Consider the following 16,261-nt stretch of genomic DNA (forward strand, 5'->3'; position numbering starts at 1 on the left):
CCCGCCGCGCTGACGCCCTAGTTCGCAGCCGCCTCACGCTCGCTCGCAAGCTTGTTCGACAGCAATCCACGCGAACGATCGGCATATATGCGGCACGCGTCCGGCTTGTCGTTGTATCGCCCCGCGCCCGCATTGTCGGGATGCGGCGAAATCAGGATGTCGCAGGGCAGCGCGTCCAGACGATCATAGGTGGCCATGAAGCCCGCGACGATCGCTGCGCTCGACGGCGCGCTGTAGCGATAGCCGGAGGCGGCCACAGGATTGATGCTGGACGCGAAAACGATGGCCTTGCAGTTCTGTGCCTCACAGGCCTGCCAGCCCCAGCTCATGCTGCCCAGGGTATGGCCCGGCGTCGCGTGTGCGGTAATCGTCGTATGCCCGAGCCTGAGTTCTTCGCCGTCCTCGATCACCCGAATCTGCGTCACGCGGGGCCAGACGCCGCCATACGCGAGCTGTGGGTCGTCCTCCAGAAGGGCTCCGGCCCGTAAACCGTCGGCTCCGCGCGCGCTCGCAACCACCGTCGCGCCGGTATCGCGGACCAGTGCCGCAAGTCCGCCGCTGTGGTCGTAATGGGGTTCGGTGCTGAGAATAAATTTGATGTCTGCCGGGTCGAAACCCAGGCTGCGGACATTATCGAGGATCGCCGGCGCGGCCTGGGGAAGGGCACCGTCGATCAGGACCAAGCCCGCCCCCGTATCGATCAATGCGACGCTCAGCCCGGCGAAGCCGACGAGGTAGGTGTTCCCGAAGATCTTTTCTGGCGGCAGGGGCGCAAGCCAGGTCTTGGCGCGTTCGACCTCCATCGGCCGTGTCAGAGGGTCATCGTTCCCGTGGGGCGGGCTTTGCGAGGCGCCGGCGTCCGCGCGCGGGCCCGTCGCCTGATAGGGCTGTTCGGCGTCAAAACCCGACGTGGCGCTCAGGCTGGCGATAAAGGCCGCAACGGCCATGGATCTGATCATCTGTGTCTCCCGTCCCCCAAGGATGCGGGCCGGGCGCGCGTGCGACAAAGCATGATTTCTCGACAAAACCATGAGAATAATCGATGGCTATGTGATGGATCGCGCTCAACTCCCTCTCAACGCTCTGCGCGCTTTCGAGGCTGCGGCGCGTCATCTGAACTTCACCCGCGCAGCCATCGAACTTTGCGTCAGTCAGGGCGCGGTCAGCCATCAGGTGGCGCAGCTCGAACGTCGCCTCGGCACGCGCCTCTTCCATCGTCTGCCGCGAGGGCTCGCGCTGACGGACGAGGGGCGGGTGCTGGTTCCAGTGCTCGCCGAGATGTTCAATCGCATCGCCGCGACGCTCGATCAGTATGGCGAAGGCCGTTTCCGAGAAGCCCTGAATGTCGGCGTCGTCGGCACCTTTGCGACAGGTTGGCTGCTTCCACGCCTCGACGCCTTCGCCGCAGCCCATCCGTCCATCGACCTGCGGATTTCAACCAACAACAATCGGGTCGACCTAGCCGCCGAAGCCCTGGATTTCGCGATCCGCTTCGGCGATGGCGCCTGGCACGGCACCCATGCCGAGCCCTTGCTTGCGACCCCGATGACGCCGGTATGCGCCCCGGCCATCGCCGCCCGCCTGAAATTACCCGCAGATCTTTTCCACGAACGATTGCTCCGCTCGTACCGTTCGGATGAGTGGGATCTATGGTTTGAGGCGGCTGGCGTGCCTGCGCCGAGCCTTCGTGGCCCCATTTTCGATAGTTCGGCTCTGATGGCGTCGGCCGCCGCCGCCGGTCTTGGGGTCGCGCTCGCACCCTCCGCGATGTTCACGCGGGAGCTCGCATCGGAACTGCTGGTTCAGCCCTTCGCCGTCGAGGTCGACGTTGGCCGGTATTGGCTCACACGCCTGATTTCCCGACCGGAGCGCGCAGCCATGCGGATTTTTCGAGATTGGCTGTTGGAGGAGATCGGCGCATCGCCGCCGTCCAGCTGACGCCGTCTAGATCGAGAAGCTGACGCCGCAGCCGCAGCTGGTCGCCGCATTCGGATTGCGCACCACGAACTGCGCGCCCGCCAGTTCGTCGACATAGGCGATCTCGGATCCCTTGAGGAAGGGCACGGATACGGTATCGACCAGGGCGGTCTGGCCGTCGGTCTCGATCCGCAGGTCGTCGGCCTCGGCGGTCTGCACAAGTTCGAGCCGGTACTGGAAGCCCGAGCAGCCGCCGCCATCGACGGCGACGCGCAGCATGACCGCATGTCCCTCGATCTCGGCCAGTTTCGCCAATCGGCGCGCGGCGCTTTCGGCCAGGACGATGCCCTCGGGCGCGCGGCGCGCGATGGAGAGGCCGAACGCCTTCGGTTCAGGGGCGGCGTCTGTCTCGGCGGGGGATGTTTGGACCGTGCTCACAGCGCCTATATGAGGGGCGCGCCCCCTTTCTGAAAGGCCCTGGTCATCACGAACTCTCCGTCAGCCCCGTTCCAGCCCGGCGAGCGTGCGCCCTATGCCGAGACTCCCGCCAGATCGCGCGGCCGTCTGACGCCCGAACCGGCCAGCCGCACCCGCAGCGCCTTTGCCCGCGACCGCGACCGGATCATCCACGCCACGGCCTTTCGCCGCCTGAAGGGCAAGACCCAGGTGTTCGTGGCGCATGAGGGCGACCACTATCGCACCCGCCTGACCCACAGCCTGGAGGTGGCCCAGATCGCCCGGTCCATCGCCCATGCCATGGGCCTGGACCAGGACCTGGCCGAGACCGTCGCCCTGGCCCACGACCTGGGCCATCCGCCCTTTGGCCACGCCGGCGAAGACGAGCTTCAGGTGCAGATGCAGGACTGGGGCGGGTTCGATCACAACGTCCAGACCTTCCGCGTCGTGACCAAGCTGGAAGAGCGCTATCCGGCCTTCGACGGGCTGAACCTGTCGTGGGAAACGGTCGAGGGGGTGGTCAAGCACAATGGCCCCGTCAGCCACAAGCTGGACGAGCCGTCGTGGCAGGCCATCGCCGACTACACGCGCGCCGGCGAAGGCTGGGACCTGCGGCTGGACAGTTTCGCCTCGCTGGAGGCCCAGGCCGCCGCCATCGCCGACGACATCGCCTATAACAACCACGATGTGGACGACGGGGTTCAGGCTGGGCTGTTCAGCCTGAGCGACCTGGGCGACGTGCCGCTGATCGGTCCCGAACTGCACGGCGCGCGCCGCGACTGGCCCGACGCCGACGACCGCATGATCCGCATTGAGGCCGTGCGACGCATGATCGGCGTCATGGTCGAGGACGTCCTGACCGAGAGCGAACGCCGCATCGCCGAGGATGGCGTTCGGTCCGTCGAGGATGTGCGTCGGGCCAAACGCACCCTGGTGCAGTTCTCCGATCCCATGATGGCCGACCTGGGGATGTTGCGGGCCTTTCTGTTTGAGCGGATGTACCGGCACTATCGGGTCAATCGTTCGCGCAGCCAGGCGAGGCGGATCCTGGGTGAGATGTTCCAGCTGTTCATGGCCGAGCCCGAGGTTTTGCCGCCGGAGTGGTCCGTCAAGGCGATGACCGAGGACAGCCGCAAGCGGGCGCGGGCGGTGTGCGACTACATCGCCGGGATGACCGACCAGTACGCAATCGAGGAGCACAGAAAACTGTTCAGCCTGGACCCCAGCCTCGATCTGTGATTCGCAGCGGGCGACGGGCGCGGATAGACTGTGCCCTGCGCATTTTCGATTCGCGCCGCCTGTCTGCCCCGCCCCGGAGATCGCACCATGTCACACGACGACAACCACCGTCCCGACGGCGGCCGCGAGCGCGGGGCCTATACGCCGCCGACTGATGACGACCTGCCGTTCAACCGGGGCGGATATGACGCCCGTCGTTCGCCTGTGACCAAGGCCCCGCCGGTGACCCTGATCGTCAGCGCCGTGGTCCTGCTGGTGCTGATCATCGCCGTGGTGCTCTTCTACCGTTCAGGTCTGCGGGCATCGGGCGACGCCCCGTCTGTCGGCACGCCCGTCGGCGAGCTGAAGCTGGAGGCCCCGGTCGAAGCCCAGCCGATCAACCCGGAAGAAGGCATCGACGTCTATAACGACGGCGCCGAGGCCCCGACCACGGCCCCGACCTTCACGCCGCCGCCCGAGAAGGCCCAGCCGCGCCCCGAGCCCCGGCCCCTGCCGGCGCCGACGAGCGATCCGCTGGCCGCGCCGCGTCCGACGACGCCCGCCACACGTCCGACGCCGCCGGTTACGCGCCCGACCCCTCCGGCCGCGACGGCGACAGGGACCTCGGCGGTCCAGATCGGCGCCTTCTCGACCACGGCCATCGCCGACCGCGAGTTCGCCGCCATCGCCGCCCGCTTCCCGCAGTTCGCCGGCGGTTCGGCCAAGCGGGTGCAGGAAGTGACCGCCTCGAACGGCACGACGGTCTATCGCACCACCTTCACGGGCCTGAGCCGCGAGCGGGCCGCAGCCTTCTGCGACGCCATCAAGTCGTCCGGCGGCGACTGCCTGGTTCGATAGGGCCAGACCATGACCAGCGCGGCGATCTATGGCTGCTCCGGCCATGTCCTGACCGCGGAGGAGCGGGACTTCTACGCCGAGACCCGGCCGTGGGGCTTCATCCTGTTCCGCCGCAACGTCGACACGCCCGAACAGGTCAGGGCGCTGGTCGACGACCTGCGGGCCTCGATCGATGACCCCGACGCGCCCGTCCTGATCGACCAGGAGGGCGGCCGGGTGCAGAGGCTGGGCCCGCCGCACTGGCCCAAATACCCGCCGGGAAACGCCTATCTGAAGGCGACCAACGATCCGCTGGCCGCGCGCGAACTGGTGCGGCTGGGCGCACGGCTTATGGCGCATGACCTGAAGGCCCTGGGCATCACGGTCGACTGCCTGCCGGTGGTCGATGTGCCGGTGCCGGGCGCCCATGACATCATCGGCGACCGGGCCTACGCCCAAGATCCCGACACGGTCGCCCGTCTGGGCCGCGCCGCCGCCGAGGGGATGCTGGCGGGCGGCGTCCTGCCGGTGTTCAAGCACATCCCCGGTCACGGCCGCGCCTTTGCCGACAGCCACCACGACCTGCCGGTGGTCCACGCCGATTTCGCCACCCTGGACGCCTGGGACTTCGCGCCGTTCAAGGCGGTCTCGGACATGCCGATGGCGATGACGGCCCACGTCGTCTATGCCGCCATCGACCCCAAACGCCCGGCCACGACCTCGAAAAAGGTCATCAAGCTGATCCGCGCGCATCTGGGCTTCAACGGCCTGTTGATGAGCGATGACCTGTCGATGAAGGCCCTGTCGGGCAGTCTGACGGAGCGGGCCGAGGCGGCTCTGAAGGCCGGTTGCGACGTGGTGCTGCACTGTAATGGCGACATGGCCGAGATGCGGGCGGTGGCCGCGGCTGTCGGCAAGCTGAAGGGGCGGGCGAAACAGCGCGCGGCGGCGGCCTTGGCTCGCATGGTGCATACGCCGGAACCGCTCGATCCCGTCGAGGGACGCGAGCGGCTGGACGCCTCGCTTTCGAGCCGCATGGAGGCTGCTCGCGGACCGGACGTGGGCGAGGCGCAGGGGGCCGAATCAAGTAGCGCCCCGCGCGATAGGCAAGGCTAGGCATGACCGAAGCTTTCCAGCCCAACCTGGACTTCTCCGCCGCCGAACAGATGGAGGCGGGCGAGGCGTTTGTGGTTGATCTGGACGGCTATGAAGGCCCGCTGCACGTCCTGCTGGCTCTGGCGCGGACGCAGAAGGTCGACCTGCTGAAGCTGTCGATCACCAAGCTGGCCGAGCAGTATCTGGCCTTCGTGCACGAGGCGCGCCGGCGCAATTTCTCGCTGGCGGCGGACTACCTCGTGATGGCGTCCTGGCTGGCCTATCTGAAATCGCGCCTGCTGTTGCCCCGCACCGAAAAGGGCAAGGGCGACGAACCGCCGGCCGAGGAAATGGCCGCAGCCCTGGCCTTTCGGCTGCAGAAGCTGGAGGCGATGCGAAAATCCGCCGAGGCCCTGCTGGCCCGGCCTCAGTTGAAGCGGGACGTGTTCACGCGCGGCGATCCTCAGGCCACGGTGATCGTACCGTCCGACCGCATCGACGCCAGCCTGTACGAGCTGATGAACGCCTATGTGACCCAGAGGCGGCGCGAGCAGGCGCGGCACTATAATCCCGGCCAGAGGGTCGAGGCCTTTCCCCTGGAGGCGGCGCGGGACTGGTTGCGCGAGATCATGCCCCGCCTGTCGGAATGGACGCCGCTGGAGCGGGTGGCTCCCCTGCGCGACGAGGAAGGCGAGGGACCGAGCCAGGCCAGCTTCACCGCCTCGACCCTGTCGGCCGGTCTGGAACTGGTCAAGGAAGGCGCGATGGACGTGCGCCAGGACGGGGCGTTCGAGGAGGTCTTCCTGAAACGCCGCGGAACCGGTCAGCCGCTGGAGCTGACGCCGTGACGGACCTGCAGTTCGTGCCCGACGAAGCCGAGATGGAGCGCAGGGTCGAGGCGCTGCTGTTCGCCGCCGCCGGTCCGCTGTCCGCCGCCGAGATCGCGCGTCGCCTTCCCGAAGGCGTCGATGTCGGGGCCGCCATCTCGGGTCTGCGCAAACGCTATGAGGGCAGGGGGGTGGAGCTGGAATGCGTCGCCGACCGCTGGCGGTTCCGCACCGCCCCGGACCTGGCCTTCCTGATGACCGAGGAGCGCGAGGAGCCGCGCCGCCTGTCCAAGGCCGCGCTCGAGACCCTGGCCATCATCGCCTATCACCAGCCCGTAACCCGCGCCGAGATCGAGAGCGTGCGCGGGGTGTCGATCTCTCGCGGGACGCTGGACCTGCTGCTGGAGATGGGCTTCGTGCGTCTGCGCGGACGCCGCCGCACGCCGGGGCGGCCCGTCACCTACGCAACGGCCGACCGCTTCCTGGAGCATTTCGGCCTGGCCAGCCTGTATGACCTGCCGGGCGCGGCGGAGATGAAGGCTGCGGGGTTGCTGGACCTGTCCCTGCCGACCGGCTTCGAGGTGCCCGACCCTTCGCGTGAAGCGGATGTCGAGGAAGAAGACCCGATCGAAGACGGCGACGGCCCCGAGTTCGCTCAGGACTTCGTGGGCAACGAACGCTAGGCCGTCAGGGCTCTGGGCAGTTTGAACGTGACCGTCTCGCGCTCGCCCGGGTCGTTGATCATGGTGGTTTCAAAACGCTCGCCTATGGCGGCGATCAGGCCCTGGATCAGGGGTTCGGGGGCCGAGGCGCCGGCGGTGACGCCGACGGTGTTCACGCCCTCGAACCAGGCCCAGTCGACGTGAGAGGCGTCGTCGATCAGGCGCGCGTCGCCGGCGCCGGCCTTCAGCGCCACCTCGACCAGCCGCACCGAGTTGGAGGAGTTGGGCGACCCTACCACCAGCACCAGATCGCATCCGTTGGCCAGAACCTTGACCGCCTCCTGGCGGTTGGTGGTGGCGTAGCAGATGTCTTCCTTGTGCGGATCGGGCAGTTCGGGGAAGCGAGCCTTCAGCGCCTTCAGGATCTCGGCGGTGTCGTCCATCGAAAGCGTGGTCTGGGTCGCATAGGCCAGGGGCTGGTCGCCGCCATCTTCGGACAGGGGGCGCTGGACCCTCAGGGCGTCCTCGACCGTCTCGATCAGGGTGATGGCCCCGTCCGGCAGTTGTCCCATGGTGCCGACGACCTCGGGGTGACCCGCGTGGCCGATCAGCAGGATATGGCGTCCGGCGGCGTGGTGGCGTTCGGCCTCGACATGGACCTTGGACACCAGGGGGCAGGTGGCGTCGAGGAACAGCATCTCGCGCGCCTGCGCTGTCGCCGGCACCGACTTGGGCACGCCGTGGGCCGAGAAGACCACCGGCCGGTCGTCGGGGCATTCGTCCAGGTCCTTGACGAAAACGGCGCCCATGGCCTTCAGCCGGTCAACGACGTGTTTGTTATGGACGATCTCGTGGCGGACATAGATGGGGGCGCCGAACTTCTCGATGGCGCGCTCGACGATCTGGATGGCGCGATCCACCCCGGCGCAAAAGCCGCGCGGCGTGGCCAGCCGCACCGCAAGCGGGCGTTTGATCGGAGTGTGAGCGTTCATGCCGTCAATCTAGCGTTTCAGAAGCGCCGCCGCCACCGTGAGCGTCGTGAGAGCGATCTACTCATCTGTTTGCCGCGCCTCGCTTTAGCCGCTATCAGCAACCAGCGTGGCGGTGTCGGCGCCGACATACGACGCGCGCCCTTTCGGCTGCCGGATAACTTCTTCATGCGTCGCGTCATTCTCGCTCTTTCCGCCGCTGCGGCTGTCACGATCCTGTCCCCTATGGTCGCGTCGGCTCAGATAATGGGGGGCAGCAGCAGCAACAGCGCCCACGCGGACAGGAAAACGCCGACGGTCAGGGCGTCGAGACCCGCACGCGGGGGCCCCGGTTTGCGCCACTGCGCCAGCGCGCCAATGCGGGCCCATGCCCCTATGTAAAAATCCTCTACGATGCGGCTCGCTACGTCGAACTGGTCGACAATCGCGCTTCGGTGTCCAACGTCGGCTACACGGGCGAGATCGAGGGCGTTTCGTCCAACTGCAGCTATCGCGAAGACGAGCCCATCACCGTCCATTTCGACGTGCTGTTCAACCTGGGCCGTGGCGCCCAGGCCGCCGACAGCCGCAGGACATATCGCTACTGGGTGGCGGTGACCGAGCGGAACAGCGCCGTCCTGGCCAAGGACTATTTCGATCTGCCCGTCGATTTTGCCGGCGCACAGACCGCTTCGGTGACCCAGCAGCAGTCGATCGTCATCCCGCGCGCCGACATCACCACCAGCGGCGGTAATTTCGAGGTCCTGGTCGGCTTCGACGTGACGCCCGAGATGGCCGAGTTCAACCGCAACGGCAGCCGGTTCCGCGTCAACGCGGGACAGGTCGCTGCGCCTGAGGCGGCTCCGACCGCTGAACCGGCAGCGCCCGCCGCACAATGACCGATCTCAAGACCGACCTGAGCGAAGCGGTCGCGACCGCCTTCGCCGCCGAAGGCGTGGACGCCAGCCTGGCGCGCGTCACCGTGTCCGACCGCCCCGACCTGGCCGATTTCCAGTCCAATGGCGCACTGGCCGCCGCCAAGGCGCTGAAGGCCAATCCGCGTGAACTGGCCGCCCGCGTCGCCGCGCGGCTCGAGGGCGACCCGCGCCTGTCGTCCATCGAAATCGCCGGGCCGGGCTTCATCAATTTCAAGATCGCCGATGCGGCCCTGGCGCATCGGGCGCAGGCCGTGGCCGTCGACGCCGTCCTGGCTGGGGCCTCGACCGTCGCCGAACCGCGCAAGGTGGTCATCGACTTCGGTGGGCCGAACGTGGCCAAGCCGATGCATGTCGGCCACCTGAGGTCCTCGATCATCGGCGAGAGCCTGAAGCGGCTGTTCCGCTTCCGGGGCGACACGGTCTGGGGCGACGCCCATTTCGGTGACTGGGGCTTCCAGATGGGGCTGCTGATCGTCGCGGTGGGCGACGAAGGCAAGGCCGGCGCCTTCCTGGCCGAAGGGGCGGGGGATTTCCCCGCCGAGAGCCCGGTCACGCTGGAAGACCTCGAACGCCTCTATCCCCTGGCGGCCGGCAAGGCCAAGGAAGATCTCGATTTCCGCGACCGCGCCCGCAAGGCGACGGCCGAGCTTCAGGGCGGCCGTCCCGGCTATCGCGCCCTGTGGGCCCATTTCGTGGCCGTCAGCCGCACCGCCCTGACGCGTGAGTTCGGCGCGCTGGACGTCACCTTCGACCTGTGGAACGGCGAGAGCGACGCTGATCCGGTCATGGCCCAGATGATCGCCGACCTGAAGGCCAAGGCCCTGCTGGTCGAGGACGATGGCGCCCAGGTGATCCACGTCGCCCGTGACGGCGAGACCCGCAAGAAGAAGCTGGCTGACGGATCGGTCATCGAGGCGCCCAGCCCGCCGCCGCTGCTGGTCATCTCTTCCGAAGGCTCGGCCATGTACGGCACGACCGATCTGGCCACGATCCTGGACCGCAAGCAGGAGATCGGCCCCGACCTGATCCTCTATGTCGTAGACGAGCGTCAGGCCGAGCATTTCGAACAGGTCTTCCGCGCGGCATACCTGGCCGACTACGCGCCCGAGAAGTCGCTGGAGCACCTCGGCTTTGGCACCATGAACGGCGCCGACGGCAAGCCCTTCAAGACCCGCGCGGGCGGGGTGCTGAAACTGCACGACCTGATTACCATGGCGACCGACAAGGCGCGCGAGCGTCTTACGGAAGCGCGCCTCGGTGACGATCTGCCGCCCGCAGAGTTCGAGGCCATCGCGCACAAGGTGGCCATCGCCGCCCTGAAGTTCGCCGATCTGTCGAATGCGCGCACGACGTCCTACGTCTTCGATCTGGACCGTTTCACCAGCTTCGAAGGCAAGACCGGCCCCTACCTGCTGTACCAGGCCGTCCGCATCAAATCCCTGCTCAGGAAGGCTGCCGATCAGGGCGCAGAGCATGGCGCGATCACCATCGCCGAGCCCGCTGAACGCGATCTGGCCCTGACGCTGGACGCCTTCGCAGCCGCCGTGTCGGACGCCTATGACAAGCGTATGCCGCACCTGATCGCGGAGCACGCCTATCGCGTGGCGCAGAGCTTCTCGAAGTTCTACGCCGCGTGTCCGGTCTTGGCCCCGGGCCACGAGGCGACCCGTGGCTCGCGACTGAGCCTGTCGGGCGCAGCCCTGCTGCAACTCGAAACTGCTCTGACGCTGTTGGGCATTCAGACGCCGGACCGGATGTAGTCAGCCCTTGTCGGGCGCCTTGTCGAAGGCCTCTTTGACCTCGTCTTCGGTGATGCGCTTGGACGGATCGCCGGGCTGACCCAGGTTCTGCTCCTCGGTGCCGTCGCCCAGAACGCCTGGGGTGGTGACCGTCTTGGGCTCTTGTTCGTTGGCCATGGTGGTGCTCCTTTGCCCCGTCCGAACGCCTGCCCCTGTTCGCCGTTCCGCCCCTTCCTGGAAGCCCGCCCATGACCGACACCGCCGCGCTGGACGCCTTCATCGCCGCCCTGCCCAAGGCCGAGTTGCATCTGCATATCGAGGGCAGTCTGGAGCCTGAGCTGATGTTCGAGTTGGCGCGTCGCAACAAGGTCGCCATCCCGTTCGACAGCGTGGAGGCGGTCCGCGCCGCCTATGATTTCTCGAACCTGCAGGATTTTCTCGACATCTATTACGCCGGGGCCAACGTCCTGCTGACCGAGCAGGATTTCCACGACCTGGCCTACGCCTATTTCCAGCGGGCGGCGGCCGACACGGTGCGGCACGCCGAAATCTTCTTCGACCCCCAGACCCACACCGACCGGGGCATTCCGTTCCAGGTCGTCGCCGACGGCCTGTTGTCGGGGATGAAGGCGGCCGAGAGTGATCTGGGCGTCAGCTCGCAACTGATCCTGTGTTTCCTGCGCCATCTGGACGAGGACGCGGCCTTTGCGACCCTGAGGAAGGCCGAGCCCTGGCTGGACCGCATCCGGGGCGTGGGGCTGGATTCATCCGAACTCGGCCATCCGCCGTCCAAGTTCAAATCCGTCTTCGCCGCCGCCGGCTCGATGGGGCTGAAGCGGGTCGCCCATGCCGGGGAAGAGGGGCCGCCTGACTATGTCTGGCAGGCGCTGGATCTGCTGAAGATCGACCGGATGGATCACGGCAACCGCGCGATGGAAGACCCGGCCCTGATCGAGCGGCTGGCGAAATCGGGCATGACCCTGACGGTCTGTCCGTTGTCGAACCACAAGCTCTGTGTGGTCGATGACCTGAAGGACCATCCCGTGCCCGAGATGCTGCGCCAGGGTCTGCACGTCACGATCAACTCGGACGACCCTGCCTATTTCGGCGGCTATGTGAACGAGAACTATCGCCAGTTGGCCGCCGCCGTCGGTCTGACGCGCGAGCAGTTGACCCTGCTCGCGACCAACAGCTTCGAAGGTTCTTTCCTGACCTCGGCAGAGAAGTCAGCGTTTATCGATGAGGTCGAGGCCTACGCCGCCGCGATCTGATCGACCTCGTTGGCCGAGCCCAGGGCGACGGCGACGCGCTGGTGCAGGGCGCTGGGGATGACATCGAGGATCGGCTGGACGCCGTCCGTCGTCGCCTTGCCGCCCGCCTGTTCGATCAGCAGGGCCATCGGATTACCCTCGTACATCAGGCGCAGCTTGCCGGGACGTTCCGGCTCACGCGCATCCCAGGGATAGAGGAAGACGCCGCCGCGTATCAGGATACGGTGCACGTCGGCGACCATGGCGGCGACCCAGCGCATATTGAAATCCTTGCCCCGCGCACCCGTCTTGCCCGCCAGGCAGGCGTCGACATAGCGGCGCACCGGCTCGGCCCAGTGACGGCGGTTCGACATGTTGATGGCGAACTCTTTGGTGTCGGCGGAGACTCGGATTTCGGGATGGGTCAGCAGCCAGCGGCCGTCTGCGGCGAGGGTGAAGCCGACGACTCCCTCGCCGATCGTCAGGATCAGCATCGACTGGGCGCCGTAGAGGCCATATCCGGCCGCGACCTGATTGCGGCCTGTTTGCAGGAAGTCGGCCTCGACCGGCGAGGCGGGCGAGGGCAGGACCGAAAAGATCGTGCCCACCGGGGCGTTGATGTCGATGTTGGACGAGCCGTCCAGTGGGTCGAACAGGACGACGTAGCCGTCAGCCGGGGCGTTGGTGGTCGGCTGGACGAAGTCCATCTCCTCGGAGGCGACCCCGGCGACGAGCGGGCAGGCCGACAGGGCCTGGGTCAGCATGTCGTTGGTCATGACGTCGAGCTTCTTCTGCTCCTCGTCCTGCACATTGACCGATCCGGACGCGCCCAGCGCCCCGGCCAGGGCGCCGCCCGCCACGACCCGGCTGATGTCGGCGCAGGTGGCGGCCAGGGTGGTCAGCACGGCTTTGAGTCCGTCCGGCGCGCTCGAGCCGGCGATGAAATCCTCGAAACTGGCGTAGGCGGTCATGGCTGTCTCCGGCGTGCGCATCTTCTTGGCGAGCGCCGGGCGACCTAGCAAGGCTTTAGCGAGCCCAGCAACGGGGTGTGGCCTCGCCCAGCGTGACCCACAGCTTGACTCCGGCGCGGAGTCGGGGCCTAGGTCGCCTCGCTCTCGCGGGAGAGATCGGCGCCTGGAAACAGGGGCCGGAGCCGAAGGCGCAACCGCCCCGGAAACGCTCAGGCAAACGGACCGCGAGAACATTCGGACGCTGGAAAGCCACCCTTCGAGGGTGCGCCGACGGAGCAAGGCTGGCGCGTAGACGTTTCGTCTTCTCGCGTCGCCGGAATCTCTCAGGCTTCACAGACAGCGGGGGCGCGAAGACGGCGGAGCTCCGCCAAAACACGCGACTCTGAAAGCCGAATCCATGACCGACGACACTCTGAAAACCACCGTCCTGAACGCCGCGCACCGCGCGCTGGGCGCCCGCATGGTCGGGTTCGGCGGCTATGACATGCCGGTGCAGTACGAAGGCGTCCTGGCCGAGCACCGCTGGACCCGCGAACACGCCGGCCTGTTCGACGTCAGCCACATGGGCCAGTGCCGGATCTCGGGCGCCGATGCGATCAGCCAGTTCGAGCGGTTCGTGCCCGGCGACTATCAGGCGCTGAAGGCCGGGCGACAGAAATACTCCCTGCTGCTGAACGAAGACGGCGGGATCATCGACGACCTGATGGCCGGGCGGCCCGATCACGACGGACTGTTCGTTGTCGTCAACGCCGGCAACAAGGACGAGGACTTCGCGTTCTGGAAGGCCAACCTCCAGGGCGACGCCAAGCTGACCGTGTTCGAGGACCGGGCCCTGATCGCCATCCAGGGACCGGAAGCCGCCGAGGTCATGATCGCGCACGAGCCCGTCCTGGCCGAGTTCGGCTTCATGGACACGGCGCGGCTGATGCTGTTCGGCGTCGACTGCTTCGTCTCCCGCTCGGGCTATACGGGCGAGGACGGCTACGAGATTTCCATTCCCAACGCCGACGCCGAGCGGGTCTGGACCCTGCTGCTGCAGGACGCGCGGGTGAAGCCGATCGGCCTGGGCGCGCGGGATTCGCTGCGCCTCGAAGCCGGTCTGCCCCTGCATGGCCATGACATCGATCCGACGACCTCGCCTGTCGAGGGCGCGCTGACCTTCGCCCTGTCCAAGTCGAGGAAGGAAGCTGCGAACTTCAACGGCGCCGACCGCATCCTGAAGGAACTGGCGGACGGGCCCAGCCGCGTCCGCATCGCCCTGAACGTCAAGGAAGGCGCGCCCGCCCGTGAAGGCGCCGAGATCGCCGACATGGACGGCAATGTCATCGGCAAGGTCACCTCGGGCGGACCCTCGCCGACCCTGGGGCGCAACATCGCTATGGGCTATGCGCCCCCCGCATTCTCCGAACTCGGGACCGAGCTGAAGGTCATCGTGCGCGGCAAGCCCGCCGCCGGCGAGGTCGTCGCCACCCCCTTCGTCGCCACCCGCTATTATCGCAAACCCAAGACCGTCTGAGGATCACGCCATGAAGTTCACCAAGGATCACGAGTGGGTCAGCCTGGACGGCGATGTCGCCACCGTAGGCATCTCGAAACACGCCGCCGACGCCCTAGGCGACGTGGTGTTCGTTGAAGTCCCCGAAGTCGGCAAGACCTTCGCCAAGGGTGACAGCTTCGCCGTCGTCGAAAGCGTCAAGGCGGCGTCGGACGTCTACGCCCCCGTCTCGGGCGAGGTGGTCGAGGCCAACGACGCCCTGTCGACCGCGCCTGAAACCGTCAATGCCGAGCCTCAGGCCGGCGGCTGGTTCGCCAAGATCAAGGTTTCGGACGCGTCCCAGCTGGACGGTCTGATGGACCAGGCCGCCTACGACGCCTTCCTGGCCACGCTTTAGTATCAACCGCTCATCCCGGCGAAAGCCGGGACCCAGTCCTTTCGCGAGGCAGGGTGCGTGGGGTGAGCGGCACTCTTTGGATCGACGCGATCGATCGCCCAAAACACTGGGTCCCGGCTTTCGCCGGGATGAGCGGAACAGAATATGCGCTACCTCCCCCTGACCCCCGACGACCGTGAGGCCATGCTGGCCGCGATCGGCGTCAAATCCATTGACGACCTGTTCGTGGACGTGCCCCAGGCGGCGCGCCGTGAAGGCTTTGTCGACCTGCCGCGCGTGGCGGGCGAGATGGAGGTCGAGCGGGCCTTGTCGGCCATGGCCAGCAAGAACGCCTCGGCCGGGTCGGTGCCCTTCTTCTGCGGGGCAGGGGCCTACAAGCACCACGTCCCGGCGACGGTCGATCACGTCATCCAGCGTTCCGAGTTCCTGACCAGCTACACGCCGTATCAGCCGGAAATCGCGCAAGGCACCCTGCAGTACCTGTACGAGTTCCAGACCCAGGTCGCGAACCTGACGGGCATGCCGGTGGCCAACGCCTCGCTCTATGACGGCTCGACCGCAATGGCCGAGGGCGTGCTGATGGCGACGCGGGTGACGCGCCGCAACAAGGCGGTCATTTCGGGCGGGGTCCACCCCCACTATGTCCGCGCCACCGAGACCGTGGTTCACGCCGTTGGCGTCGAGACCGAGGCGCTTGTCCCCGCCGTCGACGCCGAAGCCGCCGTCATCGACGCCATCGACAAGGACACGGCCTGCGTCGTCGTCCAGACCCCGAACGTGTTCGGCACGGCGACCGACGTCACCAGGATCGCCGAGGCCGCCCACGCCGCCGGCGCCCTGCTGATCGTCGTGGTCACCGAGGCCGTCTCGATGGGCCTGCTGAAGTCGCCGGGAGAGATGGGGGCCGACATCGTCGCCGCCGAGGGCCAGTCGATCGGCAATGCCCTGAACTTCGGCGGACCCTACGTCGGCCTGTTCGCCTGTCGTGAGAAGCTGATCCGCCAGATGCCCGGCCGTCTGACCGGCGAGACCGTCGACGCCGACGGCGAGCGCGGCTTCGTCCTGACGCTCTCGACCCGCGAACAGCATATCCGCCGCGACAAGGCGACGTCGAACATCTGCACCAACTCCGGCCTGTGCACCCTGGCCTTCACCATCCACATGAGCCTCTTGGGCGAGACGGGTCTGCGCAAGCTGGCCCTGCTGAACCACGAGAAGGCGCTGGCGACCCGCGACGCCCTGGCCGCCATCCCCGGCGTCGAAATCCTGACCCCGCGCTTCTTCAACGAGTTTGCGGTGCGGTTGCCCAAGAATGCGGCCGAGGTCGTGCAGACCCTGGCCGACCACCATGTGCTGGCGGGCGTGCCCTACAGCCGCTTGGCCCCCGATGCGGGCATGGACGACGTGCTGCTGGTCGCCGCCACCGAGACGACGCTGGATGTCGACATCCAGATCCTCGCCAAGTCCCTTTCCAAAGTCCTGGCCGCCTGA

At 67.2% G+C, this 16,261-nt stretch carries 17 protein-coding genes and 2 riboswitches; of the genes, 12 read left to right on the forward strand and 5 right to left on the reverse strand.

Translation table 11 applies throughout. From position 1 onward, the window contains the following. Nucleotides 1–17: 17 nt before the first annotated feature. The gene (gene bla / locus ACO05L_RS06995; RefSeq protein ID WP_421731444.1) at nt 18–959 is read right to left on the reverse strand and encodes a subclass B3 metallo-beta-lactamase; all 942 of its coding nucleotides are present in this window, start codon (nt 957–959) and stop codon (nt 18–20) included. 94 nt (nt 960–1,053) lie between these two features. Here bla and ACO05L_RS07000 point away from each other — a divergent pair, with 94 nt between their 5' ends. Next, nucleotides 1,054–1,938 (forward strand): LysR substrate-binding domain-containing protein, encoded by an 885-nt coding sequence (locus ACO05L_RS07000; RefSeq protein WP_421731445.1) that lies wholly within the window; start codon nt 1,054–1,056, stop codon nt 1,936–1,938. A gap of 6 nt (nt 1,939–1,944) precedes the next feature. Here the strand turns inward: ACO05L_RS07000 and erpA are convergent, their stop codons facing one another. Next, entirely contained in the window at nt 1,945–2,262 is a 318-nt protein-coding gene (erpA, locus tag ACO05L_RS07005; RefSeq protein WP_421731646.1) for an iron-sulfur cluster insertion protein ErpA, read from the reverse strand. Nucleotides 2,263–2,400: 138 nt separating this feature from the next. On the opposite strand from erpA, the gene ACO05L_RS07010 reads away from it, so the two are divergent. From ACO05L_RS07010 to scpB, 5 genes are all read left to right on the forward strand, one after another. Further along, a complete protein-coding gene (locus ACO05L_RS07010; protein WP_421731647.1) occupies nt 2,401–3,612 on the forward strand; it encodes a deoxyguanosinetriphosphate triphosphohydrolase in 1,212 nt (403 codons plus the stop codon). Nucleotides 3,613–3,699: 87 nt separating this feature from the next. Beyond that, a complete protein-coding gene (locus ACO05L_RS07015; RefSeq protein WP_421731446.1) occupies nt 3,700–4,449 on the forward strand; it encodes an SPOR domain-containing protein in 750 nt (249 codons plus the stop codon). A gap of 9 nt (nt 4,450–4,458) precedes the next feature. Continuing rightward, nucleotides 4,459–5,544 (forward strand): beta-N-acetylhexosaminidase, encoded by a 1,086-nt coding sequence (gene nagZ, locus ACO05L_RS07020; RefSeq protein WP_421731447.1) that lies wholly within the window; start codon nt 4,459–4,461, stop codon nt 5,542–5,544. Between the two features lie 2 nt (nt 5,545–5,546). Continuing rightward, complete coding sequence (locus ACO05L_RS07025; protein WP_421731448.1) at nt 5,547–6,371, forward strand: segregation and condensation protein A; 825 nt, start codon at nt 5,547–5,549, stop codon at nt 6,369–6,371. Between the two features lie 32 nt (nt 6,372–6,403). Continuing rightward, nucleotides 6,404–7,033, forward strand: coding sequence for an SMC-Scp complex subunit ScpB (gene scpB, locus ACO05L_RS07030; RefSeq protein ID WP_421731648.1), 630 nt, complete (start codon nt 6,404–6,406; stop codon nt 7,031–7,033). Here scpB and ispH read toward each other — a convergent pair. Then, complete coding sequence (gene ispH / locus ACO05L_RS07035) at nt 7,030–8,004, reverse strand: 4-hydroxy-3-methylbut-2-enyl diphosphate reductase (RefSeq protein WP_421731449.1); 975 nt, start codon at nt 8,002–8,004, stop codon at nt 7,030–7,032. The two genes, scpB and ispH, sit on opposite strands and share 4 nt — an antisense overlap. A gap of 431 nt (nt 8,005–8,435) precedes the next feature. Here ispH and ACO05L_RS07040 point away from each other — a divergent pair, with 431 nt between their 5' ends. Both ACO05L_RS07040 and argS read left to right on the forward strand, forming a co-directional pair. Beyond that, the gene (locus tag ACO05L_RS07040) at nt 8,436–8,879 is read left to right on the forward strand and encodes a hypothetical protein (protein WP_421731450.1); all 444 of its coding nucleotides are present in this window, start codon (nt 8,436–8,438) and stop codon (nt 8,877–8,879) included. Next, nucleotides 8,876–10,678 carry an arginine--tRNA ligase gene (argS, locus tag ACO05L_RS07045; RefSeq protein WP_421731451.1) on the forward strand — a complete coding sequence of 601 codons (1,803 nt, stop codon included), beginning with the start codon at nt 8,876–8,878 and terminating at the stop codon, nt 10,676–10,678. The genes ACO05L_RS07040 and argS overlap by 4 nt, the downstream gene beginning before the upstream one ends. On the opposite strand, the gene ACO05L_RS07050 is transcribed toward argS, so the two are convergent. Next, the gene (locus ACO05L_RS07050; protein ID WP_421731452.1) at nt 10,679–10,834 is read right to left on the reverse strand and encodes a hypothetical protein; all 156 of its coding nucleotides are present in this window, start codon (nt 10,832–10,834) and stop codon (nt 10,679–10,681) included. Between the two features lie 71 nt (nt 10,835–10,905). Here ACO05L_RS07050 and ACO05L_RS07055 point away from each other — a divergent pair, with 71 nt between their 5' ends. Next, entirely contained in the window at nt 10,906–11,928 is a 1,023-nt protein-coding gene (locus ACO05L_RS07055; protein WP_421731453.1) for an adenosine deaminase, read from the forward strand. On the opposite strand, the gene ACO05L_RS07060 is transcribed toward ACO05L_RS07055, so the two are convergent. Beyond that, nucleotides 11,910–12,878: a class 1 fructose-bisphosphatase gene (locus ACO05L_RS07060; RefSeq protein WP_421731454.1), complete on the reverse strand. Its 969-nt coding sequence runs from the start codon at nt 12,876–12,878 to the stop codon at nt 11,910–11,912. The genes ACO05L_RS07055 and ACO05L_RS07060 overlap by 19 nt on opposite strands. Before the next feature lie 137 nt (nt 12,879–13,015). Further along, nucleotides 13,016–13,113: riboswitch (glycine riboswitch) on the forward strand. A gap of 4 nt (nt 13,114–13,117) precedes the next feature. Next, nucleotides 13,118–13,220: riboswitch (glycine riboswitch) on the forward strand. 55 nt (nt 13,221–13,275) lie between these two features. On the opposite strand from ACO05L_RS07060, the gene gcvT reads away from it, so the two are divergent. The 3 genes from gcvT to gcvPA all read left to right on the forward strand — a co-directional run bounded on the left by gcvT (nt 13,276) and on the right by gcvPA (nt 16,261). Beyond that, a complete protein-coding gene (gene gcvT, locus ACO05L_RS07065) occupies nt 13,276–14,394 on the forward strand; it encodes a glycine cleavage system aminomethyltransferase GcvT (protein ID WP_421731455.1) in 1,119 nt (372 codons plus the stop codon). Nucleotides 14,395–14,404: 10 nt separating this feature from the next. Continuing rightward, entirely contained in the window at nt 14,405–14,770 is a 366-nt protein-coding gene (gene gcvH / locus ACO05L_RS07070; RefSeq protein ID WP_421731456.1) for a glycine cleavage system protein GcvH, read from the forward strand. Between the two features lie 144 nt (nt 14,771–14,914). Continuing rightward, nucleotides 14,915–16,261 carry an aminomethyl-transferring glycine dehydrogenase subunit GcvPA gene (gcvPA, locus tag ACO05L_RS07075; RefSeq protein WP_421731457.1) on the forward strand — a complete coding sequence of 449 codons (1,347 nt, stop codon included), beginning with the start codon at nt 14,915–14,917 and terminating at the stop codon, nt 16,259–16,261.

It is taken from the genome of Brevundimonas sp., from assembly GCF_965227765.1.
Taxonomy (GTDB): domain Bacteria; phylum Pseudomonadota; class Alphaproteobacteria; order Caulobacterales; family Caulobacteraceae; genus Brevundimonas.

Excerpts from the sequence above, each read along its gene's own strand:
- ispH (WP_421731449.1), bottom strand. The coding sequence starts at position 8,004 with ATGAACGCTCACACTCCGATCAAACGCCCGCTTGCGGTGCGGCTGGCC.
- gcvPA (WP_421731457.1), top strand. The coding sequence starts at position 14,915 with ATGCGCTACCTCCCCCTGACCCCCGACGACCGTGAGGCCATGCTGGCC.
- gcvH (WP_421731456.1), top strand. The coding sequence starts at position 14,405 with ATGAAGTTCACCAAGGATCACGAGTGGGTCAGCCTGGACGGCGATGTC.
- ACO05L_RS07050 (WP_421731452.1), bottom strand. The coding sequence starts at position 10,834 with ATGGCCAACGAACAAGAGCCCAAGACGGTCACCACCCCAGGCGTTCTG.
- ACO05L_RS07015 (WP_421731446.1), top strand. The coding sequence starts at position 3,700 with ATGTCACACGACGACAACCACCGTCCCGACGGCGGCCGCGAGCGCGGG.
- bla (WP_421731444.1), bottom strand. The coding sequence starts at position 959 with ATGATCAGATCCATGGCCGTTGCGGCCTTTATCGCCAGCCTGAGCGCC.
- nagZ (WP_421731447.1), top strand. The coding sequence starts at position 4,459 with ATGACCAGCGCGGCGATCTATGGCTGCTCCGGCCATGTCCTGACCGCG.
- gcvT (WP_421731455.1), top strand. The coding sequence starts at position 13,276 with ATGACCGACGACACTCTGAAAACCACCGTCCTGAACGCCGCGCACCGC.
- argS (WP_421731451.1), top strand. The coding sequence starts at position 8,876 with ATGACCGATCTCAAGACCGACCTGAGCGAAGCGGTCGCGACCGCCTTC.
- ACO05L_RS07060 (WP_421731454.1), bottom strand. The coding sequence starts at position 12,878 with ATGACCGCCTACGCCAGTTTCGAGGATTTCATCGCCGGCTCGAGCGCG.
- ACO05L_RS07000 (WP_421731445.1), top strand. The coding sequence starts at position 1,054 with ATGGATCGCGCTCAACTCCCTCTCAACGCTCTGCGCGCTTTCGAGGCT.
- ACO05L_RS07025 (WP_421731448.1), top strand. The coding sequence starts at position 5,547 with ATGACCGAAGCTTTCCAGCCCAACCTGGACTTCTCCGCCGCCGAACAG.
- scpB (WP_421731648.1), top strand. The coding sequence starts at position 6,404 with ATGGAGCGCAGGGTCGAGGCGCTGCTGTTCGCCGCCGCCGGTCCGCTG.
- ACO05L_RS07055 (WP_421731453.1), top strand. The coding sequence starts at position 10,906 with ATGACCGACACCGCCGCGCTGGACGCCTTCATCGCCGCCCTGCCCAAG.